The following is a 24,701-nucleotide window of genomic DNA, read 5'->3' as shown; positions in this document are numbered from 1 at the left end:
CAACTGCAGAGCGCAACCGGTGCGTGGTCTCAACGGCGTTGCAGCAGCGGGATCGAACCCAGTGCGAACACCGAGTTGGGCACGCCCACCCGCGCCATCAAGGGGCGCGGCTTGGCGCTCAGCTTGGGGCGAGGGGCTGCAGGGGCCATTTCCTCGGCCACCACACCCTTGGCATGCTGCTGCGCCACAAGGTCTTGCAAAGTCACCGACTGCAAGTACTCCATCACCCGTGCGTTGAAGGTGGACCAGAGTTCGCCCGTCATCGACTTCACTTGCGCAGCCTGGCCGGCACCCAGGCTTTGCAGATCGTCGGTCTTGAGGTTCTCGACCGCCAGGATGATCTCGGCCACTGAGATCTGGTCTGTGTTTCGGGCAAGGGTGTAACCGCCACCCGGGCCGCGTGTGCTGTCCACGAGCCCGGCACGGCGCAAGGCGCTGAACAGCTGCTCCAGGTACGACAGCGAGGTACCCTGCCGTGCGCTGATCGTCGAAAGCGCTACCGGCCGCATCTTCTGGCGCAGCGCCAGGTCGGTCATTGCCGATACCGCAAGTTGTCCTCGGGTGGTAATCCGCATCGTTGCTACTCCTTGTGAACGTTGACAGTTCCAGACCGCAGCACCAAGGGCTGCGGAAAGGGGCCAAGCGTTCAATGTAGGCGGTTTAATACTTCGCGTATATTCGTTTTATCAACGTTAATTGATCGTTTTTTACGAAGCATTTATCACCATGAACTTCAAGCATCTGCGGTATTTCTGGACGGTTGCAAAGGCCGGAGGGGTGATGCGGGCAGGCGAGCAGCTGCACACCACGCCCCAGACGCTTTCTGGGCAGATCAAACAGCTGGAGGAATGGCTGGGCCACGACCTCTTTCGCAAGCGGGGGCGTGGGCTGGAGCTCACCAGCGAGGGTCGTGTCGCCCTGGGTTACGCGGAGCAGATTTTTACGCTGGGGGACGAGCTGGAAAAATCGATCCGCCTCTCCCGCGGCCACGCCAAACCGCTGGAATTTCGCGTGGGGGTTGCAGACTCGATCGCGAAGTCCGTGGCCTATCACCTTCTGGAACCCGCCTTGGGCATGCCTGAACAGGTGCACATGACCTGCCAGGAAGGAAAATTTCCAGAACTCATCGCCCAACTGAGCCTGCACAAACTCGATCTGGTGCTGGCCGATGAACCCGTTTCCAAAAAAATCGGCGTCAAGGCGTTCAACCACCCGCTAGGAACCAGTGGCATGAGTTTTTTTTGCGCTCCTGGCCTGAAGACGCAGCTACAGGGGTCCTTTCCCCAATGCCTCCAGGGCGCCCCCATGCTCATCCAAGGCCCCATGTCTTCCGTGCGCCAACAGCTCGATCACTGGTTTAACAAATACCAATTGCAGCCACGGCTCGTGGGTGAGTTCGACGACAGTGCGTTGATGAATGCTTTCGGCCGCGAAGGCCGTGGCGTTTTCACGTCCCCGACCGTTCTGGATGAGGAAACCACCGCACAGTTTGGTGTCGAAGTGATCGGCCGCACGACGGAACTGGTCGAGGAGTTTTTTGCGATTTCTGTGGAGCGACGCATCACGCACCCCTGCGTGGCAGCAATCACCAAGGCAGCCAAGGCAGATCTGTTCGGGAAATGAGTTTGCCGGGTGCCACCCCGCGCAGGACTCCACGATCGAAGGCCTCCAGGCGGGCTCAGGATCGCCGAGGAGTCAGGTTAAGGCAGCTTTTTGCAGCCTCTCAACAAAACTCGGCCTCAGTCAGCCAGCTCATGGAGCTGCTGTGATCAGCCCTGCGGCAAACACCAAGGCTCCCCCGATAGCCCAGGGCCAGGCCCTCGTTTGTGAAAACATGCCATGCCGGATGACGGCGACATGAAAGGCCATTTGCCGGGTTGAAAGAAATCACCTGGAAAGCCAGAGTGCCAATTCCGCACGGTCCGAGAGGCAGAAACAAAAACGCCCACTGTGTAGTGGGCGTTTTGTTTAGCAGAGGCCTGCCATGTTGGTTGCGCGAGAAGGATTTGAACCTCCGACCTTTGGGTTATGAGCCCAACGAGCTACCAGACTGCTCCATCGCGCGGTAAGAAATAAATTATACCCTATTATTCAGCTGCTGCCGAATTATTTTCGGTTTCAGCAGCACGATCGACCAATTCGACCAGCGCCATGGGAGCGTTATCGCCCACACGGAAGCCCATCTTCAGAATACGGGTGTAGCCACCGGGACGCACCTTGAAACGAGGACCCAGGTCATTGAAGAGCTTGGTCACGCTATCACGGTCGCGCAGGCGGTTGAATGCAAGACGGCGGTTCGCTACGGAATCTTCCTTGGCCAGGGTGATCATGGGCTCGATCACGCGGCGCAGTTCCTTGGCCTTGGGAACGGTGGTCTTGATGACTTCGTGCTCGATGAGCGAATTCATCATGTTCTGCAGCATCGCGAGGCGGTGCGAGCTGGTACGGTTGAGTTTGCGGAGGCCGTGTCCGTGGCGCATGGTGCTTTCCTTTGAGTAATTAAATCAGGCAGCCGTATCAGGTACTGCCCGAGGCACTGTTCCCGGCGGGGAACCAAAAATTATAACTTAACGCTTGTCCAAGCCAGCTGGTGGCCAGTTTTCCAGTTTCATGCCCAGCGTGAGACCACGCGATGCGAGCACTTCCTTGATCTCGTTGAGCGACTTGCGGCCCAGGTTAGGCGTCTTGAGCAGCTCGTTCTCGGTGCGCTGGATCAGGTCACCGATGTAGTAGATGTTCTCGGCCTTCAGACAGTTGGCGGAACGAACGGTCAGTTCCAGCTCGTCCACAGGACGCAGCAGGATCGGATCGAACGTGGCATTGCCGCGCGGGCCTGCCGGTGCGTCGAACGCAGCGAGCTCGCCACCTTCGAGCTGTGCGAACACAGCCAGCTGTTCCACCAGGATCTTGGCCGAGGCGCGCACAGCGTCTTCAGCGGTGATGGCACCGTTGGTTTCGATCTCAACCACCAGCTTGTCCAGGTCGGTACGCTGCTCCACACGGGCGCTTTCCACGGTGTAGCTCACGCGCTTGACGGGCGAGAACGAAGCATCCAGCACGATGCGGCCGATCGACTTGGTCGATTCGTCAGCATAACGGCGCAGGCTGCCAGGCACGTAACCACGGCCCTTTTCCACCTTGATCTGCATGTCCAGCTTGCCGCCTGCCGACAGGTTGGCAATCACGTGATCGGGGTTGACGATCTCGACGTCATGAGGCGTCTGGATGTCGCGCGCGGTGACCACGCCTTCGCCATCCTTGCGCAGGCTCAGCGTGACTTCATCGCGGTTGTGCAGTTTGAACACCACGCCCTTGAGGTTCAAGAGGATGTTGACCACATCTTCCTGAACGCCATCGATGGACGAGTACTCGTGCAGAACGCCTGCAATGGTGACTTCCGTCGCTGCGTAACCCACCATGGACGAGAGCAGGACGCGCCGGATGGCGTTGCCCAGCGTGTGGCCGTACCCACGCTCGAACGGCTCCAGTGCGACCTTGGCACGATTGTGGCCAAGCTGCTCGACATTGATCGCCTTGGGTTTCAGCAAATTGGTTTGCATTCAGACTTCCTCTCAATACCCCCAGCTCGTTACACCGGTAAGGCTGGTGAAGCGCCTAAACCGCGATGCCTCGCGGTTCAGGGACGGTTTTCTCGAAATATGTACCGAGCGATTAGCGCGAATACAACTCAACGATCAGGGATTCGTTGATGTCGGCGCCAAACTCATCACGGTCAGGCACCTTCTTGAAGATGCCTTCAGCCTTGTCGGCATTCACTTCCACCCAGGCAGGCATACCCACTTGTGCGGCCAGTTGCAGGGCTTCCACAACGCGGTTTTGCTTCTTCGACTTTTCGCGCACAGCCACCACGTCGCCCGTCTTCACGAGGTAGGAAGCAATGTTCACGGACTTGCCGTTCACGGTAATCGCCTTGTGCGACACCAGCTGACGGGCTTCAGCACGGGTCGAACCGAAACCCATGCGGTACACGACGTTGTCGAGGCGGGATTCCAGCAGGAACAGCAGGTTGGCGCCGGTGTTGCCCTTCTTGCCTTCAGCGGCTTCGAAGTAACGGCGGAATTGCTTTTCCAGCACGCCGTACATGCGCTTGACCTTCTGCTTTTCGCGCAGTTGCAGACCGTAGTCAGAGGTACGGGCACCCGAGGTGCGGCCGTGTTGACCAGGCTTGGAGTCGAACTTGGACTTGTCGGCGATCGAGCGACGGGCGCTCTTCAGGAACAGGTCCGTGCCTTCACGGCGGGAGAGTTTGGCCTTGGGGCCGAGGTAACGTGCCACTTGAGCTTCCTTTGTGTCATCTGCCGCAAACCATTGCGGGAGCCGCCTGAGGCGCTTGCGCGTTCACAGGCGGCGGTGGGCTTAGAGAGATTAGATACGACGACGCTTCTGAGGGCGGCAGCCGTTGTGCGGCACTGGCGTCACGTCAGAAATCGACGTGATACGGATGCCCAGGGCACCCAGTGCGCGGACCGAAGATTCACGGCCAGGACCGGGACCCTTGATTTCAACGTCAAGGTTCTTGATACCTTGATCGATGGCAGCGCGGCCGGCCACTTCCGAAGCCACTTGGGCTGCGAATGGGGTGGACTTGCGCGAACCCTTGAAACCTTGTCCACCGGACGATGCCCACGACAAAGCATTGCCTTGGCGATCGGTGATCGTGATGATGGTGTTGTTGAACGAGGCGTGCACGTGTGCAATACCGTCCGAAACGTTCTTCCGGACCTTCTTGCGAACGCGCTGAGCTGCGTTATTGGCAGGAGACTTAGCCATGATGATCTTTCAATCTTTATTTCTTCAGTGCAGCTGCACCCTTGCGCGGACCCTTGCGAGTGCGAGCATTGGTACGGGTGCGCTGACCACGCATTGGCAGACCGCGGCGATGGCGGAAGCCACGATAGCAGCCGATGTCCATCAAACGCTTGATGTTCATCGTGGTTTCGCGGCGCAGGTCACCTTCAATGGTGAACTGCTCGATTTGCTCGCGAATTTTTTCCAGATCGCCGTCCGTCAGATCTTTGATCTTCTTGGAGTAAGCGATACCAGTTGCTTCGCAAATCTTGCGAGCGCGGGTGCGACCAATGCCAAAAATGGCGGTCAAACCGATTTCCGCGTGCTTGTGCGGCGGAATGTTAATGCCAGCGATACGTGCCATATGCGTCCTCTAATACTTTCCAATCAACCTTGGCGCTGCTTGTGACGCAGATCCGTGCAGATCACGCGCACCACACCCTTGCGGCGGATGATCTTGCAGTTGCGGCAGATTTTTTTGACCGAAGCCGAAACTCTCATTGCATTCTCCTAAAACTTTTCCATCCGTCCCGGCTGCTTCGCACGGAACACAATTTGTGCCCGCGAAAAATCGTGGGGCGCCAACTCAACCGATATTCAGTTCCTTGCAGGCAGTGTCGCAAGTGCAGCACTGCCTTCCTCATCATCAACCGCCTGCGTTGCCCTTGAAATTGGCTTTCTTGAGCAGCGACTCATACTGTTGCGACATCATGTAGTTCTGAACCTGGGCCATGAAGTCCATGGTCACCACCACAATGATCAACAGCGAGGTTCCACCAAAGTAGAACGGAACGTTGTACTTCAAGATCAGGAACTCTGGCAGCAAGCACACAAAGGTGATGTACACAGCGCCTGCCAATGTCAGGCGCACCAGGATCTTGTCGATATAACGGGCCGTCTGTTCACCTGGGCGAATGCCTGGAATGAACGCACCGCTCTTCTTCAGGTTGTCTGCAGTTTCACGGCTGTTGAATACCAGAGCCGTGTAGAAAAAGCAGAAGAAGATGATGGCTGCAGCATAGAACATCACGTAGATAGGCTGACCAGGAGTCAACGCACCCGAGATATCCTTCAACCAGCGCATCGATTCACCAGCACTGAACCAGTTCACCACCGTTGCTGGCAGCAAAATGATCGACGAGGCAAAGATCGGAGGAATCACGCCTGCCATGTTCAGCTTCAGGGGCAGGTGCGACGATTGGCCACCATAAACCTTGTTGCCTACTTGCCGGCGAGCGTAGTTCACCAGTATCTTGCGCTGACCTCGCTCGACAAACACCACGAAGTAAGTCACTAGACCAACGACGAGGACGATGAAGATAGCGGCCAGAATGCTCATGGCACCCGTACGAACCAGCTCAAGAAGGCCACCAATCGAACTAGGCAACCCAGCGGCGATGCCCGCAAAGATCAGGATCGAGATCCCGTTACCCAAGCCACGCTCTGTGATCTGCTCACCCAGCCACATCAGGAACATCGTGCCAGCCGTCAAGCTGACCACAGCGGTCATTCGGAACCCGAAACCGGGGCTCAGGACCAAGCCAGCAGAGCTTTCCAGCGCCACGGCAATTCCCAGCGACTGGAACAGGGCCAAGCCCAACGTGCCATAGCGGGTGTACTGAGTGATCTTCCTGCGACCGGCTTCGCCTTCCTTTTTCAACTGCTCGAATGTGGGAACCACATAGGTCATCAGCTGCATGATGATCGACGCCGAAATGTACGGCATGATCCCCAGAGCGAAAACCGTGAAGCGCGAAAGCGCACCACCGGAAAACATGTTGAACAGGTTCAGGATGCCGCCTTGCTGGCCACTGAAGAGCTGCTGGAGTTGGGCTGGATCGATGCCTGGCACAGGGATATGAGCCCCAATGCGGTACACGACCAGCGCAAGCAACAGAAAAACCAGACGACGACGGAGGTCGCCGAATTTCCCGGTCTTTGCAATTTGAGCCGCGCTAGTAGCCACAGATGCCTTCCTTCAGAGCCACACTCAGGCGACGCTGCCGCCAGCAGCTTCAATCGCTGCTTTGGCACCAGCCGTAGCACCCACGCCATTGAGCTTGACAGCCTTGGTCAGGGAACCGCTCTTAATGACCTTCACCACCTTGGCCAATTCGCCAACCAGGCCCGCTTGCTTCAGAGCGAGGACATCCACTTCGGTCAGGCCGAGTTGATCCAATGCCGTCAGCGTCACTTCTGCGTTGAACTTGAGCAAGTGCGACTTGAAGCCACGCTTGGGCAAGCGGCGTTGCAAAGGCATTTGACCGCCTTCAAAACCAACCTTGTGGTAGCCACCGGCACGAGACTTCTGACCCTTGTGACCACGGCCAGCGGTCTTGCCCAGGCCGGAGCCGATACCACGGCCTACGCGGCGCTTGGCATGCTTGGCGCCGTCTGCGGGCTTGATGCTATTGAGTTCCATGATCTATCTCTCAGAGGACTTTGACCAGATAGCTGATCTTGTTAATCATGCCGCGCACTTCGGGCGAGTCCTGCAGTTCGCTCACGCTATTGAGCTTGCGCAGACCCAGGCCACGAACGGTGGCGCGGTGCGATTCCTTGGTGCCAATCGGGCTGCGCACCAGTTGAATCTTGACGGTTTGTTGCGTTGTCATTTTCAAGCTCCGGTTCAGGCGAAGATGTCTTCGACTGTCTTGCCGCGCTTGGCCGCCACATTCGACGGGGTGGTCGAATTGACGAGCGCGTCAAACGTTGCACGGACCATGTTGTAGGGATTGGACGAACCATGGCTCTTGGCCACGATGTCAGTCACACCCAACACTTCAAAAACTGCACGCATGGGGCCGCCAGCGATGATGCCGGTACCCTTTGGAGCAGGTGCCATCATCACAACAGCAGCGCCATGGTGGCCGGTCACATTGTGGTGGATGGTGCCGTTCTTCAACGAGACCTTGACCATGTTGCGACGAGCTTCTTCCATAGCCTTTTGCACAGCAGCTGGCACTTCTTTCGACTTGCCCTTGCCCATGCCCACGCGGCCATCACCGTCGCCAACCACCGTCAGTGCGGCGAAACCGAGAATACGGCCACCCTTCACGACTTTGGTCACGCGGTTGACCGCGATCATTTTTTCGCGCAGACCGTCGTCTTGACCTTCGTTCTGCACTTTGGGTTGAAATTTAGCCATTTTGTATTCCGCTCCGCTTAGAACTGCAAGCCAGCTTCACGGGCTGCGTCGGCCAAAGCCTTGACGCGACCGTGGTAAGCAAAGCCTGCGCGATCAAATGCAACCTTCTCGACACCTGCAGCCTTCGCCTTTTCAGCGATACGCTTGCCGATGATCTGGGCTGCTGCAGCATTGCCACCCTTGCCCGAACCGCCGAGCGACTTGCGCACGTCGGCTTCCGCCGTGGATGCACTTGCCAGCACCTTGCTGCCGTCGCCGGAGATCACACTGGCGTAGATATGGAGGTTCGTACGGTTCACCGTGAGACGTGCCACGCCTTGCTGTGCAATGCGGATGCGGGTCTGGCGCGAACGACGAAGACGCTGCTCTTTCTTGGTCAACATGTTGCAGCTCCTTATTTCTTCTTGGTCTCTTTGATCGTGATCTTTTCGTCCGCGTAGCGGATACCCTTGCCCTTGTAGGGCTCAGGTGGACGAACAGCACGAATCTCAGCAGCGATCTGACCGACACGCTGACGATCTGCACCCTTGATCACCACTTCCGTGGGCGTCGGGGTGGCAACCGTGATGCCTGCGGGCATTTCGATATTGACCGGATGCGAATAGCCAACAGCCAGATTCAGCTTGGAGCCTGAGGCAGCGGCTTTGTAGCCCACACCTACCAGGCTCAGCTTCTTTTCAAAGCCTTTGCTGACACCGACCACCATGTTGTTGACCAACTGGCGAATCGTGCCGCTCATGGCATTGGCTTCGCGGGATTCGTTAGCAGGCTCAAAGCTGAGCTTGCCGTCATTGCTGGACACTTTCACCAGCGTGTTTTGCGCCAGCGACAGAGCGCCACCAGTACCCTTGACAGAGATCTGGTCATCTTTCACGGACACATCCACGCCTGCGGGGATGGTCACGGGCATTTTTCCTACTCGGGACATTTCAGTTTCTCCTCAATGCCGCGGGTTAGGCCACGTAGCAGAGCACTTCGCCACCGACACCGGTAGCACGCGCCTTGCGATCAGTCATCACGCCCTTGGGCGTCGTGACAATTGCCACACCCAGACCGTTCATGACTTGTGGAATGGAATCACGGCCTTTGTAGACACGCAGGCCAGGGCGGCTGACGCGCTCAATGCGCTCAATCACGGGGCGACCTGCGTAGTACTTCAGGGCAATTTCGAGTTCCGACTTGCCGGCTTCGGTTTTCACCTGGAAGCCGTCGATATAACCTTCGTCCTTCAGCACCTGGGCGATGGCAATCTTCACTTTGGAAGAAGGCACCAGAACCGTGGCCTTGGCGACCATCTGTGCATTACGGATGCGGGTCAGCAAGTCAGCGATGGGATCACTCATGCTCATGTTTAATCTCTCCTGCCTGCTTACCAGCTGGCTTTGGTGACACCGGGGATGTCGCCTGCAAAAGCCAGTTCGCGGATCTTGGCGCGAGCCAGACCGAATTGACGGAAGGTGCCACGTGGACGACCAGTGATTTCGCAACGGTTGCGCTGACGCGTCGGGTTGGCGTTGCGAGGGAGCTTTTGCAGGCCCAGGCGGGCTGCATCGCGCTCTTCGTCGCTGCGCTTGGCATCGCCAGCGATTGCCTTCAGTTCCGCATATTTGGTTGCGTACTTGGCTGCCAGTTTTTCGCGCTTCAGTTCGCGCTGGATCAAAGCTACTTTAGCCATGCTTCGCCTCAGTTCTTGAACGGGAAACGGAAACCAGCGAGAAGCGCCTTGGCTTCTTCGTCGGACTTGGCCGTCGTGGTGATACTGATGTTGAGACCGCGCAAGGCATCGACCTTGTCGTACTCAATTTCAGGGAAGATGATCTGTTCTTTGACGCCGATGTTGTAGTTGCCACGACCATCGAACGCGCGACCAGAGATACCACGAAAGTCACGAACGCGAGGCAGAGCCACGGTCACGAAACGGTCCAGGAACTCATACATCTGCACGCCACGCAGCGTGACCATGCAACCAATGGCCTGGCCTTCGCGGATCTTGAAACCAGCGATAGCCTTCTTGGCCTTGGTCACCACAGGCTTTTGACCAGCAATCTTGGTCAGGTCAGCCACAGCGTTGTCCATCACCTTCTTGTCCGAGACTGCCTCGCTCACGCCCATGTTCAGCGTGATCTTGGTCAGACGGGGAACCTGCATCGGCGAGGTGTAGCCGAACTGTTTGGCCAGTTCGGGAGCGATCTTGTCGCGGTAAATTTCTTGGAGTCGTGCCATGTTTACCCCTTAGGCCGCCTTGATTTCAGCACCGCTGGACTTGAACACGCGAATGCGCGAACCGTCAGCCTGCACCTTGATGCCCACGCGATCAGCCTTGCCCGTAGCGGCATTGAAGATGGCCACGTTGGACTGATGAATTGGCATGGACTTTTCAACGATGCCGCCCGTCGTACCCTTCATGGGGTTTGGCTTGGCGTGCTTCTTGACTAGGTTGATGCCATCGATGACCACGTAGGAGTCATCCTTGCGCAGCGACACCGTGCCGCGCTTGCCCTTGTCACGGCCGGTCAGCACGATGACTTCGTCGCCCTTGCGAATCTTGTTCATGGCGCGTCCTTAGAGAACTTCAGGAGCCAGAGACACGATCTTCATGAACTTCTCGGTACGCAGTTCACGCGTCACGGGTCCAAAGATACGGGTGCCGATAGGCTCCAACTTTGCATTCAGCAACACTGCGGCGTTGCCATCGAATTTGACGAGCGAACCATCGCCGCGACGAATACCCTTCGCCGTGCGAACCACCACTGCACTGTAAACCTCGCCTTTTTTGACGCGGCCACGTGGAGCGGCTTCTTTGATGCTCACCTTGATGATGTCGCCAACGCTTGCATAGCGACGCTTCGAGCCACCCAGCACCTTGATGCAAAGGACGGACTTGGCGCCGGTATTGTCGGCAACCTCTAACCGAGATTCTGTCTGGATCATTTCAATATTCCCAACTTGCACCAGAAGACAACAGCCCCAGAGAACTTCTCAAGGGCTGCAAATCAGCCAGTCAGTCTTGGGCCCGTCGTCCGCACCGCAAACCATTTGCAGCACTTCCCGCTGGGCAGAAACTTCACGTAGGAAACGCGAAGCCCTCGATTATTGCAAAAGACTTTTACGAAGTCAAGCGCCCCATCAGGCCGGAACCTGCAAATACTGTTGCGCCAGCTCCAAAAAGGCATCCAGGTGGGGGTCGGCACCCAGCTCCGCACGCAGGATGTCAGCGACCGCTGGGGCTAGCTCGATGGCCTTGCGGGCATCGAGGAACAATAACCGGGAGCGACGGGCCAACACATCCTCTACCGTGCAGGCGTATTCGTAGCGGGCGGCAAAGCGCACCATGGCTTCTGTCAGCCCCCCACCAAGATCGGTCTGCGCACCGGCAATGTCCCGGACAACCGCCGCCTCGCTCCCGTAGGAGTGCAGTCCCTGGGCATCACTGATGCGATGTTGAACAGCCCCTTCAGGGGTTCCCACCAAAGGCAAATGATTGGTCACACCCGACGGTTTTTCCGGCAGCAGGCCCGTGGTGAAGCATTTTTGCAACACATCTTCAGCCATAGCGCGGTAGGTGGTCCATTTGCCTCCCGTCACGGTGATCAGGCCACTGCGACTGGCGAGCACGGTGTGCTCGCGGCTGATTTTCTTGGTGTTGTCACCATCGTCATCCTGCGGCTTCACCAGCGGGCGCAGGCCCACCCAGATACTCCGGATGTCTTCCACCTTGGGCGCACGGATGAGGTAGCGCGCCGATTCGTCCAGGATGAACCGGACCTCTTCCCGGAAAGGCTGCGGCTCACGCACGATGTCCTGGCGCGGACTGTCGGTGGTCCCGAGAATGAGCTTTCCCAGCCACGGCACGGCAAAAAGGACCCGGCCATCGGCCGTCTTGGGAACCATCAACGCATGGTCGGACGGAAGAAACTCCCGATCCACCACGATATGCACCCCCTGGCTGGGCGCCACAATGGGCTTGACGGGGCGGCCTATGGCCTCTCCGTCCATCTGGCGCAGGGCATCCACCCATACGCCGGTGGCATTCACAACCGTACGCGCGCGCACGGTGAACTGCTGGCCACTGTCTGCGTCTTCACACACAAAGCCTGCAACCTTGCCAGCTTCGTGAATCAACGACCGCGCAGGGCAGTAGTTGACCACCAGGGCGCCCAGGCTGGCGGCCGTGCGCGCCAAGGCCAAAGCCAGACGGGCGTCATCAAACTGTCCGTCCCAGTACTTGACGCCACCCTTGAGGCCTTCGGGGCGGGCCGTGGGCAGGCACTCCAATGTGCGTGCGCGCCCCATGAATTCGGTGGCGCCCAAGCCCGCCTTCCCTGCTAAAGCGTCGTACATCTTGAGGCCGATACCGTAAAACGGCGTCTCCCAATAGTGGTATGACGGCATCACAAACGGCAGGGGTTGCGCCAAGTGGGGCGCGTTGTGAAGCAAGGTCGTGCGCTCATGCAACGCCTCGCGCACCAGTGCGATGTTGCCTTGCGCCAGGTAACGAACACCGCCGTGTACCAATTTGGTCGCCCGGGACGAGGTTCCCTTGGCGAAGTCATGCGAGTCCACCAAGACCACGCTGAACCCTCGGGCCGCCGCATCCAGCGCCACCCCCAGGCCTGTAGCCCCACCGCCAATCACCGCCAGGTCATAGTGGTGGGGCTGGGCCAAACGCGCCAAAAGGTCGGCACGCCGTGTGGGGAGGGGAGCAGAGGCAGTAGTCATGGGGTGATTGTCCATGGGCGAAGCAAAAAATAAGGGTTTACCCTTGAATTTTTGTCACTTCGGGGGGAGATCCGGCCCCAGGCCTCCAAAGGCACTGGGGACGGTCTTTAATGAAAAGGCAGCCAGAGACCTTGTGAGCCACGGCTGCCTGAAGCATCGTCACAGTAAGCAGGACGGCGGGTTAAACAGGCTTACCGCGCCTTGCCATCCTTCCAGGCCTGCAACAAGGTGCCGTACGCAATCGTCTGGCCCTTTGGCTTCTCATTGGCCAACTTGGCCCACGGCGCTTGCTTGTCGCTCAGCCACTTGGCGGTGTCGCTCTTGGGGTTGAGCTTGGGAGCGCAATGGGCCATCCCAGCGCGTTCCAGACGGGCCATCACCTGGTCCATTTCGTCGGCCAGCGTGTCCATGGCGCCTTGGGGCGTCTTTTCACCCGTCACGGCCTGGGCTACGTTCTTCCACCAGAGCTGGGCCAGCTTGGGGTAGTCAGGCACATTGGTGCCAGTGGGCGACCACGCCACACGGGCAGGGCTGCGGTAGAACTCCACCAGACCACCCAGCTTGGGCGCCATGTCGGTCATGGCCTTGGACTGGATGTCGGATTCGCGGATCGGGGTCAGGCCGACCATGGTCTTCTTCAGCGACGTGGTCTTGGCCGTCACGAACTGTGCGTAGAGCCAGGCGGCAGCCGTCTTGTTGGCATCGTGGTCCTTGAAGAAGGTCCAGCTGCCCACGTCCTGGTAGCCGTTTTGCATGCCTTGCTTCCAGTAGGGGCCGTTGGGGCCAGGGGCCATGCGCCATTTGGGCGTGCCGTCGGCATTCACCACGGGCAGGCCGGGCTTGGTCATGTCGGCCGTGAAGGCGGTGTACCAGAAGATCTGCTGCGCGATCTGGCCCTGGGCGGGCACGGGGCCGGCCTCGCCAAAGGTCATGCCCGTGGCTTCCTTAGGCGCGTATTTCTTCATCCAGTCCACGTACTTGGTGAGGGCGTAGACGGCTGCGGGCGAGTTGGTCGCACCGCCACGGGCCACGCTGGCGCCCACGGGCGTGCACTTGTCGTCGGCCACGCGGATGCCCCATTCGTCGATCGGCAGGCCATTGGGCGCACCGATGTCGGCCGTACCCGCCATGGACAGCCAGGCATCGGTGAAGCGCCAGCCCAGGGATGGGTCCTTCTTGCCGTAATCCATGTGGCCGTAGATGGGCTTGCCGTCGATGTTCTTCACGTCGTTGGTGAAGAACTCAGCGATGTCTTCGTAGGCGCTCCAGTTGAGCGGCACGCCCAGGTCGTAGCCGTACTTGGCCTTGAACTTGTCCTTGATGTCCTTGCGGTCGAACAAATCGGCACGGAACCAGTACAGGTTGGCAAACTGCTGGTCAGGCAGCTGGTACATCTTTCCATCGGGGCCGGTCGTGAACTTGGTACCGATGTAGTCCTTGAGGTCGATGCCGGGGTTGGTCCATTCCTTGCCCGCAGCGCCCATGTAGTCGGTCAGGTTCAGGATCTTGCCGTAGCGGTAGTGCGTGCCGATCAGGTCCGAGTCCGAGATCCAGCCGTCATAGATGGACTTGCCCGACTGCATGGAGGTCTGCAGCTTCTCGACCACGTCGCCTTCCTGGATCAGGTCGTGCTTGACCTTGATGCCGGTGATTTCCTCGAACGCCTTGGCCAGCGTCTTGGATTCGTATTCGTGCGTGGTGATGGTTTCGGACACCACCGAAATTTCCTTCACGCCCTTGGCCTGGAGTTTTTTGGCTGCGTCGATGAACCACTTCATCTCGGCCATCTGCTGGTCTTTATTCAGCGTGGATGGCTGGAATTCGCTGTCGATCCACTTCTTGGCCTCGGCCTCGCCGGCCCAGGCAGCCTGCCCCATCGCCAGAGCCGCGGCGGCGAAAGCGATCGCCTTGAACTGCATCTTCATTGCTGTCTCCTCTCAGATTGAGACCCCCATTGGTAGACCGGCACCAACCCGGGGGGGAACCAGGCCAGGCCTTCGACACTACAAAAACAATAGCTACAAATGCTTACCCATCAAGCGCAAACGGCCATTTTTTCCTTAACCCTTGCGCATGATCAGCGCCAGCAGCGCCATCGACACCACAAAGCTGATCCAGATCGACGGGTCGCCCTGCAGGCTGAACCACTGGGCCAGCTTGCCGCTGATGCCCACAAAGATCAGGTTCACGTAGGCGGCCGACAGCAGCCCGATAAAAAGCCGGTCGCCGCGCGTGGTCTCCAGGGGCAGGAAACCCTTGCGCATGGTCGTGGGCGACTTGAGCTCCCACACCGTCATGCCCACCAGCATCAGCACGATGCACGTAAAGAACACCGCCACCGGCAGCGTCCAGGCCATCCAGTCAAACATGTCGCTGCCTCCTCAAACCCGGCCCATCGCGAAACCCTTCGCGATGTAGTGCCGCACAAACCAGATCACGATGGCACCCGGCACGATGGTCAGCACACCCGCCGCCGCCAGCGTCGCCCAGTCCATGCCCGAGGCACTCACGGTGCGTGTCATGGTGGCCACGATGGGCTTGGCGTTCACGCTGGTCAGCGTGCGGGCCAGCAGCAGCTCCACCCAGCTGAACATGAAGCAGAAGAACGCCGCCACGCCCACACCAGCCTTGATCAGCGGCAGGAAGATGGTCATGAAAAAGCGCGGGAAGCTGTAGCCATCGATGTAGGCCGTCTCGTCGATCTCGCGCGGGATGCCACTCATGAAGCCTTCCAGAATCCACACCGCCAGCGGCACGTTGAACAACAGGTGGGCCAGCGCCACGGCAATGTGCGTGTCCATCAGCCCCACGGTGGTGTAGAGCTGGAAGAACGGCAGCAAGAACACGGCCGGGGGTGTCATGCGGTTGGTCAGCAGCCAGAAGAACACATGCTTGTCGCCCATGAATTGGTAGCGGCTGAAAGCATAGGCTGCGGGCAGCGCCACGGTGAGCGAGATCACCGTGTTGATCGCCACATAGATCAGGCTGTTGATGTAGCCCGAGTACCAGGACGCATCGGTGAAGATGGTCTTGTAGTTGGCCCAGGTGAAGTTCTGCGGGAAGAACGAGAAGCTCGACAGGATCTCCTCATTCGTCTTGAAGCTCATGTTGACCATCCAGTAGATGGGCAACAGCGCGAACAGCAGGTACGCAATCAGGAACAGCGTGCGCTTCTGGAAACGTTTTTCATTCATGGCCGGCTCCTTCGTCGCTGACGGTGCCCACGCGCTGCATCCAGTTGTAGAGGATGAAACACAGCAGCAGGATGATGAAGAAATAGATCAGCGAGAAGGCGGCCGCAGGGCCCAGGTCGAACTGGCCGACCGCCTTGGTCGTGAGGTACTGGCTCAGGAAGGTGGTGGCATTGCCCGGCCCGCCCCCCGTGAGCACGAAGGGCTCGGTGTAGATCATGAAACTGTCCATGAAGCGCAGCAGCACCGCAATCATCAGCACGCCGCGCATCTTGGGCAGCTGGATGTAGCGGAACACCGCGAACTTGCTCGCACCGTCGATGCGGGCTGCCTGGTAGTACGCGTCGGGGATGGAACGCAACCCGGCAAAGGCCAGCAGCGCGACCAGCGGCGTCCAGTGCCACACATCCATCAGCAGCACCGTGAGCCACGCCTGCGTGGCGTTGCCGGTGTAGCTGTATTCAATGCCCATCTCCTGCAACATCCGGCCCATCAGGCCAATATCGGCACGGCCATAGATCTGCCAGATGGTGCCCACCACGTTCCAGGGGATCAACAGCGACAGCGCCACCACCACCAGCACGGCGGACGACTTCCAGCCCTGCGCGGGCATGGACAGCGCCAGCAGGATGCCCAGCGGAATCTCCACCGCCAACACAGCCAGCGAGAAGGTGATCTGCCGCCACAAGGCCGCGTGCAGCTCCTCATCGCGCATCACAGCGGCAAACCATTCGGTGCCCACAAACACGCGGCGCTCGGGCGAGATGATGTCCTGCACCGAGTAATTCACCACTGTCATCAGCGGCAGGATGGCCGAGAAGGCCACGCAGATGATGACCGGCAGGATCAGGAACCAGGCCTTCTGGTTCACGGGCTTGGTCGTCGTGCTCATGCCAAAAGCTCCTCATTCTGGTAGTAGCAGGTGTGCTCACCCAGCACCTGCAGCCACACCGTGTCGCCCGCCGAGGGCAGTCGCGTCTCGGGGCTGAAGCGGGCCTTGAGCGTGTGCTCGCCCACCTTCGCGGTCAACATCAGGTAGGTGCCGATGTCCTGCACTTGCGCCACCGTGCAGGCAATGGCGCCGGGTTGCTCTGCCGATGCCAGCGCCAAATATTCGGGCCGAATACCCACCTGCACCGGGCCCGTTGGCAAAGTACGTCCCACAGGGGCGTGCAGGCGGTGGCCGACGATGCTGAGCTGGCCTGCGTCCACCTGCGCGGGCAAAAAGTTCATGCCTGGGGAGCCAATGAAATGCCCCACAAACACATGCTGGGGCCGCTCGAACAGCGCATCGGCCGAGCCCACCTGCACGGCGCGGCCACGCGTCATGACCACCACCTGGTCCGCAAAGGTCAATGCCTCGACCTGGTCGTGCGTCACGTAGATCAGTGTGAGCTTGAGCTCGTGGTGGATCTGCTTGAGCTTGCGCCGCAGTTGCCACTTGAGGTGCGGGTCGATCACCGTGAGCGGCTCGTCGAACAGCACCGCCGCCACATCGGCGCGCACCAGGCCACGGCCCAGTGAAATCTTCTGTTTCTGGTCTGCCGACAGCCCTGCGGCCCGCAGGTTCAGCTGATGGCTCATCTCCAGCATCTCGGCAATCACGCCCACGCGCTGCTTGATCTGCGCCTCGGGCACCTTGCGGTTCTTCAGCGGAAACGCCAGATTCTCGGCCACCGTCATGGTGTCGTAGATCACCGGGAACTGGAACACCTGTGCAATGTTGCGCTCCTGCGGGCTGGCACGGGTCACGTCGCGGCCATCAAACAGCACCTTGCCGTGCGAAGGCACGAGCAGACCCGACATGATGTTGAGCATGGTGGTCTTGCCGCAGCCCGAAGGACCCAGCAGCGCATAGGCACCGCCATCCTCGAACTCCATCTTGAGGGGCAGCAGCGCGTAGTCGCTGTCCTGCTGCGGGTTCGGCTTGTACGAATGTGCCAAGTCCAGACTGATGCGGGCCATCTCAACGCCCTCCTTGTACAGCGTTCGGGCGCACGGGCGCCCATGCCAGTCGGCCGTCGGCACCAAACACATAGGCCTGAGCCGGGTCCAGGTGCAGCGTGATGGGCGTGCCCAGTTCAAAGTAATGCACCCCGGTCAACTGCGCCACCAAATCGCCCCAGGGCGTGGCCGCGTGCACAAAGGTGTCCGAGCCCGAAATTTCGGCCAGCTCGACCACTCCGCCCACGCTGATGTCGCCCGGGCGAGCCACCACGCGCAGCGCACTGGCGCGCACACCCACCGTGAGCCCTGCCGCCGTGGCCACACCTTGGGACAGGGGCACGGCCAGTTCTGCGCCGCCCTCCAAGCGCACACCCCCTGGGACCGCCGATGCGGCAATGAGATTCATGGGCGGGTCGCTGAAGGCACGCGCCACACGCAGCGAGTTGGGCGCATGGAACACCTCGGCCGTGGGGCCGTACTGCAGCAACTGACCTTCGTCGAGCACAGCGGTGTAGCCGCCGAGCAGCAGGGCCTCGCCCGGCTCGGTGGTGGCATACACCACGGTGGACTGGCCTGCAGCAAACAGCTGGGTCAGTTCTTCGCGCAACTCTTCACGCAGCTTGTAGTCCAGGTTCACCAGCGGTTCGTCCAGCAGCATCAGCGGCGCACCCTTGGCCAAGGCGCGGGCCAGCGCCACGCGCTGCTGCTGCCCACCCGACAGCTCGGCAGGGTAGCGGTCGAGGAACATGTCGATGTGCAGGCGGCTCGCAATTTCGCGCACGCGGGCGTCGATGTTCTTTTCGCCGCGCAGCTTCAGGGGCGACGCAATGTTGGCCGCCACCTTCATGGAGGGATAGTTGATGAACTGCTGGTACACCATGGCCACGTTGCGGTCGCGCACGGGCATGCCGGTCACGTCCACGCCATCCACCATCACGCGCCCGGCCGTGGGCGTATCGAGCCCCGCCATGATGCGCATCAGGCTGGTCTTGCCCGCCTGCGTGGCGCCCAGCAGCACCGTGACGGCGCCGCTGTGCAGCGCCAGGCTCATGTCGTGGAGCCAAGTCTGCGGCCCTACCTTCTTGCTGATGCTGTCCAGTGCCAGCTGCATCACGCAACCTTTCTAATGGCCCCTGGGGGCTGTGTGGATCTGGCTTTCTGCTGCGCACGCAGCAAAGTGCCTCGTTTTCGATTGCGTTCATTTTTGTTCTTTTTTGATCGTATCGAATCAAGGTTTACCCTTAATGAGTTCCTTTTTGTTCGATTTAAAGTATCTCCACCCCATAAGCCGATTGATTCGCGTGAATACGAACCCCCGACAACTGCTGCTTCTCGAAGAAGTCCGCGCGCGCAAATCCGCCACGGTGGAACAACTGGCAGACACCCTGGGCGTGACCCTGCAGACCGTGCGACGTGACGTGCAGCGCCTGGCCGAGTCCGGCCTGCTCACGCGCTTTCATGGTGGCGTGCGCGTGCCCAGCTCCACGGTGGAAAACCTGGCCCACACCCAGCGCGAGACACTGCACGCCGAAGGCAAGGCCCGCATCGCGCGCGCCGTGGCCGAACAAGTGCCCAACGACTGCTCGCTGATCCTGAACATCGGCACCACTACCGAGGCCATCGCCAAAGCCCTGCTGCACCACCGCGGCCTGCGCGTGATCACCAACAACCTGAACGTGGCCGCCATCCTGAGCGGCAACCCCGAGTGCGAGGTCATCGTGGCCGGCGGCGTGGTGCGCGCCCGCGACCGGGGCATCGTCGGCGAAGCGGCGGTGGACTTCATCCGCCAGTTCAAGGTGGACATTGCGCTCATCGGCATCTCGGGCATCGAGCCCGATGGCTCCCTGCGCGACTTCGACTACCGCGAAGTGAAGGTGGCGCAAACCATCATCGAACACGCACGCGAGGTCTGGCTGGCGGCCGACTTCAGCAAGTTCAACCGCCCAGCCATGGTGCAACTGGCCACACTGGCGCAAATCGACCGCCTGTTCACCGACGCGCCGCCGCCTGAGCCCTTCCCGGCCCTGCTGCAAGATGCTGAAGTCATCTGCACGGTAGCTGCATGACAGAAGGCCCTCCCGAGTCGCCTGCGGCGCCTTCCCCCGGTGGGGGACGATGCCCTCGCTGCGGGGAGGCCCTTGCTCGGCGTCCGCTGATCGGGGCCGCGCGCTGATCGACCGCCGTGGACACTACGTGGATTCATACATTTCGGAGCCCCTCGTCACCATGACCTACCTGCTCGCCCTCGACCAAGGTACCTCCAGCTCCCGCAGCATCGTTTTCGACGAAGGCGGCCACATCGTGGCGCAAGCCCAGCTGGAGCTGCCGCAAATCTACCCCCAGCCCGGCTGGGTGGAGCACGACCCGCTGGAGATCTGGCGCACCCAGCTCGCCACCGCACGCGATGCTCTGGCCAAGGCGGGCATTGCCGCGAGCGCCGTGCGCGCCGTGGGCATCACCAACCAGCGCGAAACCACGGTGCTATGGAACCGCCAAACCGGCCAGCCCGTGCACCACGCCATCGTGTGGCAAGACCGGCGTGCCGAGCCCGCCTGCGCCCAGTTGCGCGAGCAAGGCCATGCCGCCACCATCCAGGCCAAGACGGGCCTGCTGGTGGATGCCTACTTCTCCGGCACCAAGCTGCAGTGGCTGCTGGACCATGTGCCCGGCGCCCGTGAAGCCGCAGAGCGCGGTGAGCTGGCCTTTGGCACGGTGGACAGCTGGCTGATGTGGAAGCTGACCCACGGCAAGGTGCATGTGACGGATGTAAGCAACGCCTCGCGCACCATGCTGTTCAATGTGCACACCAACCAGTGGGACGACGAGCTGCTGGCGCTGCTGCGCATTCCCAAGGCGCTGATGCCCGAGGTGCTGCCGTCCAGCGCCCACTTTGGCGACATCGCGGCCGACCTGCTGGGCCACAGCATCCGCATCGGCGGCGTGGCGGGCGACCAGCAAAGCGCGCTGTTCGGCCAGGCCTGCTTCACCGCCGGCATGGCCAAGAACACCTACGGCACGGGCTGCTTCATGCTCATGCACACAGGCGGCACGTTCCAGACATCGCAAAACGGCTTGCTCACCACCAGTGCCGCACAGGCCACGGTGCAGCCGGAGTTCGCCATGGAAGGCAGCGTTTTTGTGGGTGGCGCCGTGGTGCAGTGGCTGCGCGACGGACTGCGGGCCATCTCCACTAGCAACGAAGTCGAATCGCTGGCGCAGAGCGTGCCGGATTCGGGCGGCGTGATGATGGTGCCCGCCTTCACCGGCCTGGGCGCTCCGTACTGGAAACCCGACTCGCGCGGCACCATCACTGGCCTCACACGCGGCACCACGCTGGGCCACATCGCCCGCGCGGCGCTGGAAAGCATCGCCTACCAGAGCGCCGCCCTGCTGCTGGCCATGAGCCGCGACGCCGTGGCTGCCGGCGGCGCGCCCGTGAGCGAACTGCGCGTGGACGGCGGCGCCTGCATCAACGACCTGCTGATGCAGTTCCAGGCCGACCTGCTGGGCATTCCGGTGGTACGGCCTGCCGTCATCGAGACCACGGCGCTCGGGGCCGCGTACCTGGCCGGGCTGTCGAGCGGCGTGTACCGCAGCACGGATGAACTCTCGCAGCTCTGGCGCGCCGACCGGCGCTTTGTGCCCACGCTCAGCAGCGCCCGCGCGCAGGAGCTGATGGCGAACTGGGAACACGCCGTTCGCCAAACAGTAGCTGAGTAGCTCCCCCTGAGGCGCTGCGCGCCTTCCCCCTCTCTGCTTCGCTTTGCTCGCGGAGGGAGACGCTCCCAGCGCGGCGGGGCGGCCCTTGCGCGGGAGCACCGGCTTTGGCCACGCCGGTTGCACGAGTCTTCGAGCAACTCATAGGTCTAGCGGCGCTACCATCGGCTCTCCCTTTCCAGCCTGCCCGCAAAATGACCTCCCCCGCTCCAGCCACAGCAAACTCATCCCTTCCCACCATCGCCTTCATCGGCGGCGGCAACATGGCCAGCGCCATCATCGGCGGGCTGATCCGCCAGGGCCACCCGGCCAGCCAGATCGATGTGGTCGAACCCTGGGCCGATGCGCGCGCTGCGCTGCAAAAGAACTACGGGATCGAAGCCCAGCCTGAAGCGGGCCCTGCCCTGCAGCGCGCCCGCATCGTGGTGTGGGCCGTCAAGCCCCAGACCTTCCAAGATGCCGCTGCGCAGGCAAAAGCCCACACGCAACAGGCCTTGCACCTGAGCGTGGCCGCCGGCATCCGTTCGGACAGCATCGCCCAGTGGCTGGGCACCGAGCGCGTGGTGCGCACCATGCCCAACACCCCCGCGCTGGTGGGCAAGGGCATGAGCGCGCTGTATGCCCGCCCCGCCGTGGACACCGCCGAGCGTGCGCAGGTCGAGGCCATCATGGCGTCTACGGGCGAGTTCCTGTGGGTCGATACGGAAAAGCAACTCGACGCCGTGACCGCCCTGTCGGGCTCTGGCCCCGCCTACGTTTTCTACTTCCTGGAAGCCATGACACGCGCGGGCACCGACATGGGCCTGACCGAGCAGCAGGCGCACCAGTTGGCCGTGGGCACATTTGTCGGCGCATCAGAACTGGCGCGCCGTTCCGACGAAGCGCCCGCCGTACTGCGCCAGCGGGTCACGTCCAAGGGCGGCACGACCTATGCTGCCTTGCAATCCATGGAATCGGCCGGCGTCGCTGCTGCCTTTGAACGCGCCATGGAGGCCGCACGCCAGCGCGCCGATGAACTGGGGAATGAATTCGGGGGGTAGTGCACTGAGTCAGTGCAATCGGTGCTCTCCATGCCCCAGCTCCTGCAGCCCTTTGAAGCCTGGCACCACACATCGGCCTCGGCCGACAGCACGGTGGTGGTTCCTGATGGGTGCCGTGACCTGATCCTGCATGCCCTCCCCCACCAGCCGCCCACCTGGTTTGTGACCGACCTGGCAGACACCACCTACACCGTGCCGGGCATGGTGGGCGAGCGCTACTGGGGATTTCGCATGCAGCCGGGCGCGCAGGTGGATGCCAAGCGCCTGCTGGCCTTGTTGCACAAGCGCTCCATGAACGACGCCCACGATGCCCTGCCCCTGCTGCACGACTGCATGGTGCTGGATGCGCGGGTTGCCGATGCGCTACAAAGCCTGGCGCGCCACAGCCAGGTGGCCCAGGCAGCGCGGCAACTGGGCGTGTCGGAGCGCACCCTGCAGCGGCTGGTGCAGGTCGCCACCGGGCGCCCCCCGGCTTATTGGAAGTGCCTGGCCCGCGTGCGCCGTGCTGCGCAGGCGCTGCCGGAGGCACCCTCGCTCGCGGAGTGCGCAGCGGACCATGGCTACACCGACCAGGCCCACATGACCCGCGAATTTGGGCGCTGGTTGGGCCGCACGCCCGCAGCAGTGGTGGCTTCGCCCCAGTGGCAGGCGGCTATTGGCGCTTCGGGCTATTGCTGAGGGAGCACGCCAATCCCAGGTAGTGGGCCACCTGCTTGGCAGCCAGGTCTTCTGGCGTGTGCAGTTTGATGTGCCTGCGCTGTTTGCCAGCGCCCTCCAGCACCTTGAATTCGTCCGCCAGCTGGGCGCCATCACCGAACTCCAGCGACACATGCTGGGTGTACGCAAACAGGCCGCAAAAAGACGCTGGTGCCGAAAAGAGGATGCCGCCATATTTGACCTCCTCGCGCACATCCGGCCCCAGGGCAAGAACAAGGGCGCGGGCGCCCTGCAGCACGCTGTATTGATCTGGATGACGCTGCCGGATGTCCTGCAGCAGTTTATGGATGCGGTCTTCAGCCATGGATGAAGGGGAGCGAAAATGGGTTTGAATGAAAGCTGCAGGCGGGCTCGCGGCTTCCAATCAATGTAGCGAATGGCGTGGAAACCGGCTTGTAAAAACCCGCCACAACCATCACAGACAATCCCGGCCGCGCGCCGTAGTCAGCCCGTCAGCCCCAGCCACCGCAGCAGATAGCTGCCCGCAATGCCGGCAAACACCGTGGCGCCCAGCCAGTGGTTGACGCGGAACGCCTTGAAACACCCTTCGCGCGAGCGGGTCCGGATCAGCGTAAAGTGCCACAGCACCTGCGCCAGCGCAACGGCAATTGCTATATAAAATATAGCATTCAGTGCATATGGATAAAGCGCTAGGGCCCAAATAGACAAAAAAAGCAGATAGAACGCCACGATGGCCGGCACATCCCAGCGCCCCAGCGTGATGGCCGAGGTCTTGATGCCGATCTTGAGGTCGTCATCCCGATCCACCATGGCGTATTCGGTGTCGTAGGCCAGCACCCAGAACAGGTTGCCCAGCCACATCCACCAGGCCACGGCGGGCACGCTGCCCTGCACGGCGGCAAAGGCGATGACGATGCCGAAATTGAACGCAATGCCCAGCACCGCCTGGGGCATGGAAATGATGCGTTTAGTGAACGGGTAGGCAATGGCCACCAGCACGGCGGGCACCGACCAGGCGATGGCGGCCTGGTTGGTGGTGAGCACCAGGCCAAACGACACCAGCGCCAGCACCGCGCCCAGGCTCAGCGCCTCTTTCACCGACACCGCACCGGTCGTGACGGGCCGCTGCGCCGTGCGTTTGACGTGTTTGTCAAAGTCGCGGTCGGCCACGTCGTTCACGCAGCAGCCTGCGCTGCGCATGAGGAAGGTGCCCAGCACAAACACCACCAGCAGGTGCCAGCCCGGAAAGCCGTCGGCTGCAATCCACAGCGCGCTCAGCGTCGGCCACAGGCACACCAGCCAGCCGGCGGGGCGGTCCCAGCGGATCAGGTCGAGATAGAGCGAAAAACGGCTGCGGGGGGAAACAGGGGACGACGACATGATGGGACCATTACAAGAACAGGCTCAGCAGCAAGACGCTGCGGCGGGTGGCGGGCCACGGGCGCACAGAAT

General features: G+C 61.0%; 32 protein-coding genes and 1 tRNA gene. 5 read left to right on the top strand and 28 right to left on the bottom strand.

Features of this window, described 5'->3' with window-relative positions; all coding sequences use genetic code 11:
- Positions 1 to 29: 29 nt before the first annotated feature.
- On the bottom strand, positions 30 to 575 hold the full coding sequence (locus C8C93_RS22595) for an Rrf2 family transcriptional regulator (protein WP_055395341.1): 546 nt from the start codon (positions 573 to 575) through the stop codon (positions 30 to 32).
- A 151-nt stretch (positions 576 to 726) separates the two neighbouring features.
- On the opposite strand from C8C93_RS22595, the gene nhaR reads away from it, so the two are divergent.
- The gene (nhaR, locus tag C8C93_RS22590) at positions 727 to 1,623 is read left to right on the top strand and encodes a transcriptional activator NhaR (RefSeq protein WP_055395375.1); all 897 of its coding nucleotides are present in this window, start codon (positions 727 to 729) and stop codon (positions 1,621 to 1,623) included.
- Positions 1,624 to 1,988: 365 nt separating this feature from the next.
- On the opposite strand, the gene C8C93_RS22585 is transcribed toward nhaR, so the two are convergent.
- The 25 genes from C8C93_RS22585 to C8C93_RS22465 form a co-directional block, all read right to left on the bottom strand.
- A tRNA-Met gene (locus C8C93_RS22585) sits at positions 1,989 to 2,065 on the bottom strand.
- A 22-nt stretch (positions 2,066 to 2,087) separates the two neighbouring features.
- Complete coding sequence (gene rplQ, locus C8C93_RS22580; protein WP_008906513.1) at positions 2,088 to 2,480, bottom strand: 50S ribosomal protein L17; 393 nt, start codon at positions 2,478 to 2,480, stop codon at positions 2,088 to 2,090.
- A gap of 87 nt (positions 2,481 to 2,567) precedes the next feature.
- On the bottom strand, positions 2,568 to 3,560 hold the full coding sequence (gene rpoA, locus C8C93_RS22575) for a DNA-directed RNA polymerase subunit alpha (protein ID WP_008906514.1): 993 nt from the start codon (positions 3,558 to 3,560) through the stop codon (positions 2,568 to 2,570).
- Positions 3,561 to 3,672: 112 nt separating this feature from the next.
- Positions 3,673 to 4,296 carry a 30S ribosomal protein S4 gene (gene rpsD / locus C8C93_RS22570; protein WP_055395681.1) on the bottom strand — a complete coding sequence of 208 codons (624 nt, stop codon included), beginning with the start codon at positions 4,294 to 4,296 and terminating at the stop codon, positions 3,673 to 3,675.
- Positions 4,297 to 4,386: 90 nt separating this feature from the next.
- On the bottom strand, positions 4,387 to 4,791 hold the full coding sequence (rpsK, locus tag C8C93_RS22565) for a 30S ribosomal protein S11 (RefSeq protein ID WP_005793662.1): 405 nt from the start codon (positions 4,789 to 4,791) through the stop codon (positions 4,387 to 4,389).
- 16 nt (positions 4,792 to 4,807) lie between these two features.
- On the bottom strand, positions 4,808 to 5,173 hold the full coding sequence (gene rpsM, locus C8C93_RS22560; RefSeq protein WP_008906516.1) for a 30S ribosomal protein S13: 366 nt from the start codon (positions 5,171 to 5,173) through the stop codon (positions 4,808 to 4,810).
- A gap of 23 nt (positions 5,174 to 5,196) precedes the next feature.
- Positions 5,197 to 5,310 carry a 50S ribosomal protein L36 gene (gene rpmJ, locus C8C93_RS22555; RefSeq protein ID WP_005793651.1) on the bottom strand — a complete coding sequence of 38 codons (114 nt, stop codon included), beginning with the start codon at positions 5,308 to 5,310 and terminating at the stop codon, positions 5,197 to 5,199.
- Between the two features lie 145 nt (positions 5,311 to 5,455).
- Positions 5,456 to 6,775, bottom strand: coding sequence for a preprotein translocase subunit SecY (gene secY, locus C8C93_RS22550; RefSeq protein ID WP_055395679.1), 1,320 nt, complete (start codon positions 6,773 to 6,775; stop codon positions 5,456 to 5,458).
- Between the two features lie 24 nt (positions 6,776 to 6,799).
- Positions 6,800 to 7,231 carry a 50S ribosomal protein L15 gene (gene rplO / locus C8C93_RS22545; RefSeq protein ID WP_121508365.1) on the bottom strand — a complete coding sequence of 144 codons (432 nt, stop codon included), beginning with the start codon at positions 7,229 to 7,231 and terminating at the stop codon, positions 6,800 to 6,802.
- 10 nt (positions 7,232 to 7,241) lie between these two features.
- Positions 7,242 to 7,424, bottom strand: a complete 183-nt coding sequence (rpmD, locus tag C8C93_RS22540) for a 50S ribosomal protein L30 (protein WP_007861725.1) — start codon at positions 7,422 to 7,424, stop codon at positions 7,242 to 7,244.
- Positions 7,425 to 7,438: 14 nt separating this feature from the next.
- On the bottom strand, positions 7,439 to 7,957 hold the full coding sequence (gene rpsE, locus C8C93_RS22535; RefSeq protein ID WP_008906520.1) for a 30S ribosomal protein S5: 519 nt from the start codon (positions 7,955 to 7,957) through the stop codon (positions 7,439 to 7,441).
- Positions 7,958 to 7,974: 17 nt separating this feature from the next.
- Positions 7,975 to 8,340, bottom strand: a complete 366-nt coding sequence (gene rplR / locus C8C93_RS22530) for a 50S ribosomal protein L18 (protein WP_005793639.1) — start codon at positions 8,338 to 8,340, stop codon at positions 7,975 to 7,977.
- 11 nt (positions 8,341 to 8,351) lie between these two features.
- A complete protein-coding gene (gene rplF, locus C8C93_RS22525) occupies positions 8,352 to 8,885 on the bottom strand; it encodes a 50S ribosomal protein L6 (RefSeq protein WP_121508364.1) in 534 nt (177 codons plus the stop codon).
- Positions 8,886 to 8,910: 25 nt separating this feature from the next.
- Positions 8,911 to 9,306, bottom strand: coding sequence for a 30S ribosomal protein S8 (rpsH, locus tag C8C93_RS22520; protein WP_008906523.1), 396 nt, complete (start codon positions 9,304 to 9,306; stop codon positions 8,911 to 8,913).
- Between the two features lie 20 nt (positions 9,307 to 9,326).
- Positions 9,327 to 9,632, bottom strand: a complete 306-nt coding sequence (gene rpsN, locus C8C93_RS22515) for a 30S ribosomal protein S14 (protein WP_007861712.1) — start codon at positions 9,630 to 9,632, stop codon at positions 9,327 to 9,329.
- Positions 9,633 to 9,640: 8 nt separating this feature from the next.
- Positions 9,641 to 10,180, bottom strand: a complete 540-nt coding sequence (rplE, locus tag C8C93_RS22510) for a 50S ribosomal protein L5 (protein WP_055395671.1) — start codon at positions 10,178 to 10,180, stop codon at positions 9,641 to 9,643.
- 9 nt (positions 10,181 to 10,189) lie between these two features.
- On the bottom strand, positions 10,190 to 10,510 hold the full coding sequence (gene rplX, locus C8C93_RS22505; protein WP_055395669.1) for a 50S ribosomal protein L24: 321 nt from the start codon (positions 10,508 to 10,510) through the stop codon (positions 10,190 to 10,192).
- A 9-nt stretch (positions 10,511 to 10,519) separates the two neighbouring features.
- The gene (gene rplN / locus C8C93_RS22500; protein ID WP_007861702.1) at positions 10,520 to 10,888 is read right to left on the bottom strand and encodes a 50S ribosomal protein L14; all 369 of its coding nucleotides are present in this window, start codon (positions 10,886 to 10,888) and stop codon (positions 10,520 to 10,522) included.
- 195 nt (positions 10,889 to 11,083) lie between these two features.
- A complete protein-coding gene (locus C8C93_RS22495; RefSeq protein WP_121508938.1) occupies positions 11,084 to 12,676 on the bottom strand; it encodes a glycerol-3-phosphate dehydrogenase/oxidase in 1,593 nt (530 codons plus the stop codon).
- A 191-nt stretch (positions 12,677 to 12,867) separates the two neighbouring features.
- Positions 12,868 to 14,601: an ABC transporter substrate-binding protein gene (locus C8C93_RS22490; RefSeq protein ID WP_121508363.1), complete on the bottom strand. Its 1,734-nt coding sequence runs from the start codon at positions 14,599 to 14,601 to the stop codon at positions 12,868 to 12,870.
- A 135-nt stretch (positions 14,602 to 14,736) separates the two neighbouring features.
- A complete protein-coding gene (locus C8C93_RS22485) occupies positions 14,737 to 15,045 on the bottom strand; it encodes a DUF2160 domain-containing protein (RefSeq protein ID WP_055395664.1) in 309 nt (102 codons plus the stop codon).
- A 12-nt stretch (positions 15,046 to 15,057) separates the two neighbouring features.
- Positions 15,058 to 15,870 (bottom strand): carbohydrate ABC transporter permease, encoded by an 813-nt coding sequence (locus C8C93_RS22480; RefSeq protein ID WP_055395662.1) that lies wholly within the window; start codon positions 15,868 to 15,870, stop codon positions 15,058 to 15,060.
- On the bottom strand, positions 15,863 to 16,759 hold the full coding sequence (locus C8C93_RS22475) for a carbohydrate ABC transporter permease (RefSeq protein ID WP_100408926.1): 897 nt from the start codon (positions 16,757 to 16,759) through the stop codon (positions 15,863 to 15,865). Before C8C93_RS22475 ends, C8C93_RS22480 begins: the two co-directional genes overlap by 8 nt.
- The gene (locus C8C93_RS22470) at positions 16,756 to 17,832 is read right to left on the bottom strand and encodes an ABC transporter ATP-binding protein (protein ID WP_055395747.1); all 1,077 of its coding nucleotides are present in this window, start codon (positions 17,830 to 17,832) and stop codon (positions 16,756 to 16,758) included. Before C8C93_RS22470 ends, C8C93_RS22475 begins: the two co-directional genes overlap by 4 nt.
- Before the next feature lies 1 nt (position 17,833).
- The gene (locus C8C93_RS22465; RefSeq protein WP_121508362.1) at positions 17,834 to 18,925 is read right to left on the bottom strand and encodes an ABC transporter ATP-binding protein; all 1,092 of its coding nucleotides are present in this window, start codon (positions 18,923 to 18,925) and stop codon (positions 17,834 to 17,836) included.
- 190 nt (positions 18,926 to 19,115) lie between these two features.
- Between C8C93_RS22465 and C8C93_RS22460 the strand changes: the two genes are divergently transcribed.
- The 4 genes from C8C93_RS22460 to C8C93_RS22445 all read left to right on the top strand — a co-directional run bounded on the left by C8C93_RS22460 (position 19,116) and on the right by C8C93_RS22445 (position 23,249).
- A complete protein-coding gene (locus C8C93_RS22460; protein ID WP_121422908.1) occupies positions 19,116 to 19,880 on the top strand; it encodes a DeoR/GlpR family DNA-binding transcription regulator in 765 nt (254 codons plus the stop codon).
- 160 nt (positions 19,881 to 20,040) lie between these two features.
- The gene (gene glpK / locus C8C93_RS22455; protein WP_121508361.1) at positions 20,041 to 21,534 is read left to right on the top strand and encodes a glycerol kinase GlpK; all 1,494 of its coding nucleotides are present in this window, start codon (positions 20,041 to 20,043) and stop codon (positions 21,532 to 21,534) included.
- A gap of 191 nt (positions 21,535 to 21,725) precedes the next feature.
- Entirely contained in the window at positions 21,726 to 22,571 is an 846-nt protein-coding gene (gene proC, locus C8C93_RS22450) for a pyrroline-5-carboxylate reductase (protein ID WP_121508360.1), read from the top strand.
- Between the two features lie 30 nt (positions 22,572 to 22,601).
- Entirely contained in the window at positions 22,602 to 23,249 is a 648-nt protein-coding gene (locus C8C93_RS22445; protein WP_147433796.1) for a helix-turn-helix domain-containing protein, read from the top strand.
- On the opposite strand, the gene C8C93_RS22440 is transcribed toward C8C93_RS22445, so the two are convergent.
- A complete protein-coding gene (locus tag C8C93_RS22440) occupies positions 23,224 to 23,592 on the bottom strand; it encodes a DUF1801 domain-containing protein (protein ID WP_121508358.1) in 369 nt (122 codons plus the stop codon). The two genes, C8C93_RS22445 and C8C93_RS22440, sit on opposite strands and share 26 nt — an antisense overlap.
- A 140-nt stretch (positions 23,593 to 23,732) precedes the next feature.
- Positions 23,733 to 24,629 carry a 4-hydroxybenzoate octaprenyltransferase gene (ubiA, locus tag C8C93_RS22435; RefSeq protein WP_121508357.1) on the bottom strand — a complete coding sequence of 299 codons (897 nt, stop codon included), beginning with the start codon at positions 24,627 to 24,629 and terminating at the stop codon, positions 23,733 to 23,735.
- Between the last annotated feature and the right edge of the window lie 72 nt (positions 24,630 to 24,701).

Origin of the sequence: Acidovorax sp. 93, from assembly GCF_003633835.1 — a bacterium.
Lineage (GTDB): Bacteria > Pseudomonadota > Gammaproteobacteria > Burkholderiales > Burkholderiaceae_C > Acidovorax > Acidovorax facilis.
The sequence above is the reverse complement of the archived record's forward strand: the minus strand, read 5'-3'. Positions and strand labels throughout refer to the sequence as shown.

What these genes read in the sequence shown, in the direction of transcription:
- C8C93_RS22595 (WP_055395341.1), bottom strand. Translation starts at nt 575, where the DNA reads ATGCGGATTACCACCCGAGGACAACTTGCGGTATCGGCAATGACCGAC.
- nhaR (WP_055395375.1), top strand. Translation starts at nt 727, where the DNA reads ATGAACTTCAAGCATCTGCGGTATTTCTGGACGGTTGCAAAGGCCGGA.
- rplQ (WP_008906513.1), bottom strand. Translation starts at nt 2,480, where the DNA reads ATGCGCCACGGACACGGCCTCCGCAAACTCAACCGTACCAGCTCGCAC.
- rpoA (WP_008906514.1), bottom strand. Translation starts at nt 3,560, where the DNA reads ATGCAAACCAATTTGCTGAAACCCAAGGCGATCAATGTCGAGCAGCTT.
- rpsK (WP_005793662.1), bottom strand. Translation starts at nt 4,791, where the DNA reads ATGGCTAAGTCTCCTGCCAATAACGCAGCTCAGCGCGTTCGCAAGAAG.
- rpsM (WP_008906516.1), bottom strand. Translation starts at nt 5,173, where the DNA reads ATGGCACGTATCGCTGGCATTAACATTCCGCCGCACAAGCACGCGGAA.
- rpmJ (WP_005793651.1), bottom strand. Translation starts at nt 5,310, where the DNA reads ATGAGAGTTTCGGCTTCGGTCAAAAAAATCTGCCGCAACTGCAAGATC.
- rplO (WP_121508365.1), bottom strand. Translation starts at nt 7,231, where the DNA reads ATGGAACTCAATAGCATCAAGCCCGCAGACGGCGCCAAGCATGCCAAG.
- rpmD (WP_007861725.1), bottom strand. Translation starts at nt 7,424, where the DNA reads ATGACAACGCAACAAACCGTCAAGATTCAACTGGTGCGCAGCCCGATT.
- rpsE (WP_008906520.1), bottom strand. Translation starts at nt 7,957, where the DNA reads ATGGCTAAATTTCAACCCAAAGTGCAGAACGAAGGTCAAGACGACGGT.
- rplR (WP_005793639.1), bottom strand. Translation starts at nt 8,340, where the DNA reads ATGTTGACCAAGAAAGAGCAGCGTCTTCGTCGTTCGCGCCAGACCCGC.
- rplF (WP_121508364.1), bottom strand. Translation starts at nt 8,885, where the DNA reads ATGTCCCGAGTAGGAAAAATGCCCGTGACCATCCCCGCAGGCGTGGAT.
- rpsH (WP_008906523.1), bottom strand. Translation starts at nt 9,306, where the DNA reads ATGAGCATGAGTGATCCCATCGCTGACTTGCTGACCCGCATCCGTAAT.
- rpsN (WP_007861712.1), bottom strand. Translation starts at nt 9,632, where the DNA reads ATGGCTAAAGTAGCTTTGATCCAGCGCGAACTGAAGCGCGAAAAACTG.
- rplE (WP_055395671.1), bottom strand. Translation starts at nt 10,180, where the DNA reads ATGGCACGACTCCAAGAAATTTACCGCGACAAGATCGCTCCCGAACTG.
- rplX (WP_055395669.1), bottom strand. Translation starts at nt 10,510, where the DNA reads ATGAACAAGATTCGCAAGGGCGACGAAGTCATCGTGCTGACCGGCCGT.
- rplN (WP_007861702.1), bottom strand. Translation starts at nt 10,888, where the DNA reads ATGATCCAGACAGAATCTCGGTTAGAGGTTGCCGACAATACCGGCGCC.
- C8C93_RS22495 (WP_121508938.1), bottom strand. Translation starts at nt 12,676, where the DNA reads ATGACTACTGCCTCTGCTCCCCTCCCCACACGGCGTGCCGACCTTTTG.
- C8C93_RS22490 (WP_121508363.1), bottom strand. Translation starts at nt 14,601, where the DNA reads ATGAAGATGCAGTTCAAGGCGATCGCTTTCGCCGCCGCGGCTCTGGCG.
- C8C93_RS22485 (WP_055395664.1), bottom strand. Translation starts at nt 15,045, where the DNA reads ATGTTTGACTGGATGGCCTGGACGCTGCCGGTGGCGGTGTTCTTTACG.
- C8C93_RS22480 (WP_055395662.1), bottom strand. Translation starts at nt 15,870, where the DNA reads ATGAATGAAAAACGTTTCCAGAAGCGCACGCTGTTCCTGATTGCGTAC.
- C8C93_RS22475 (WP_100408926.1), bottom strand. Translation starts at nt 16,759, where the DNA reads ATGAGCACGACGACCAAGCCCGTGAACCAGAAGGCCTGGTTCCTGATC.
- C8C93_RS22470 (WP_055395747.1), bottom strand. Translation starts at nt 17,832, where the DNA reads ATGGCCCGCATCAGTCTGGACTTGGCACATTCGTACAAGCCGAACCCG.
- C8C93_RS22465 (WP_121508362.1), bottom strand. Translation starts at nt 18,925, where the DNA reads ATGCAGCTGGCACTGGACAGCATCAGCAAGAAGGTAGGGCCGCAGACT.
- glpK (WP_121508361.1), top strand. Translation starts at nt 20,041, where the DNA reads ATGACCTACCTGCTCGCCCTCGACCAAGGTACCTCCAGCTCCCGCAGC.
- proC (WP_121508360.1), top strand. Translation starts at nt 21,726, where the DNA reads ATGACCTCCCCCGCTCCAGCCACAGCAAACTCATCCCTTCCCACCATC.
- C8C93_RS22445 (WP_147433796.1), top strand. Translation starts at nt 22,602, where the DNA reads ATGCCCCAGCTCCTGCAGCCCTTTGAAGCCTGGCACCACACATCGGCC.
- C8C93_RS22440 (WP_121508358.1), bottom strand. Translation starts at nt 23,592, where the DNA reads ATGGCTGAAGACCGCATCCATAAACTGCTGCAGGACATCCGGCAGCGT.
- ubiA (WP_121508357.1), bottom strand. Translation starts at nt 24,629, where the DNA reads ATGTCGTCGTCCCCTGTTTCCCCCCGCAGCCGTTTTTCGCTCTATCTC.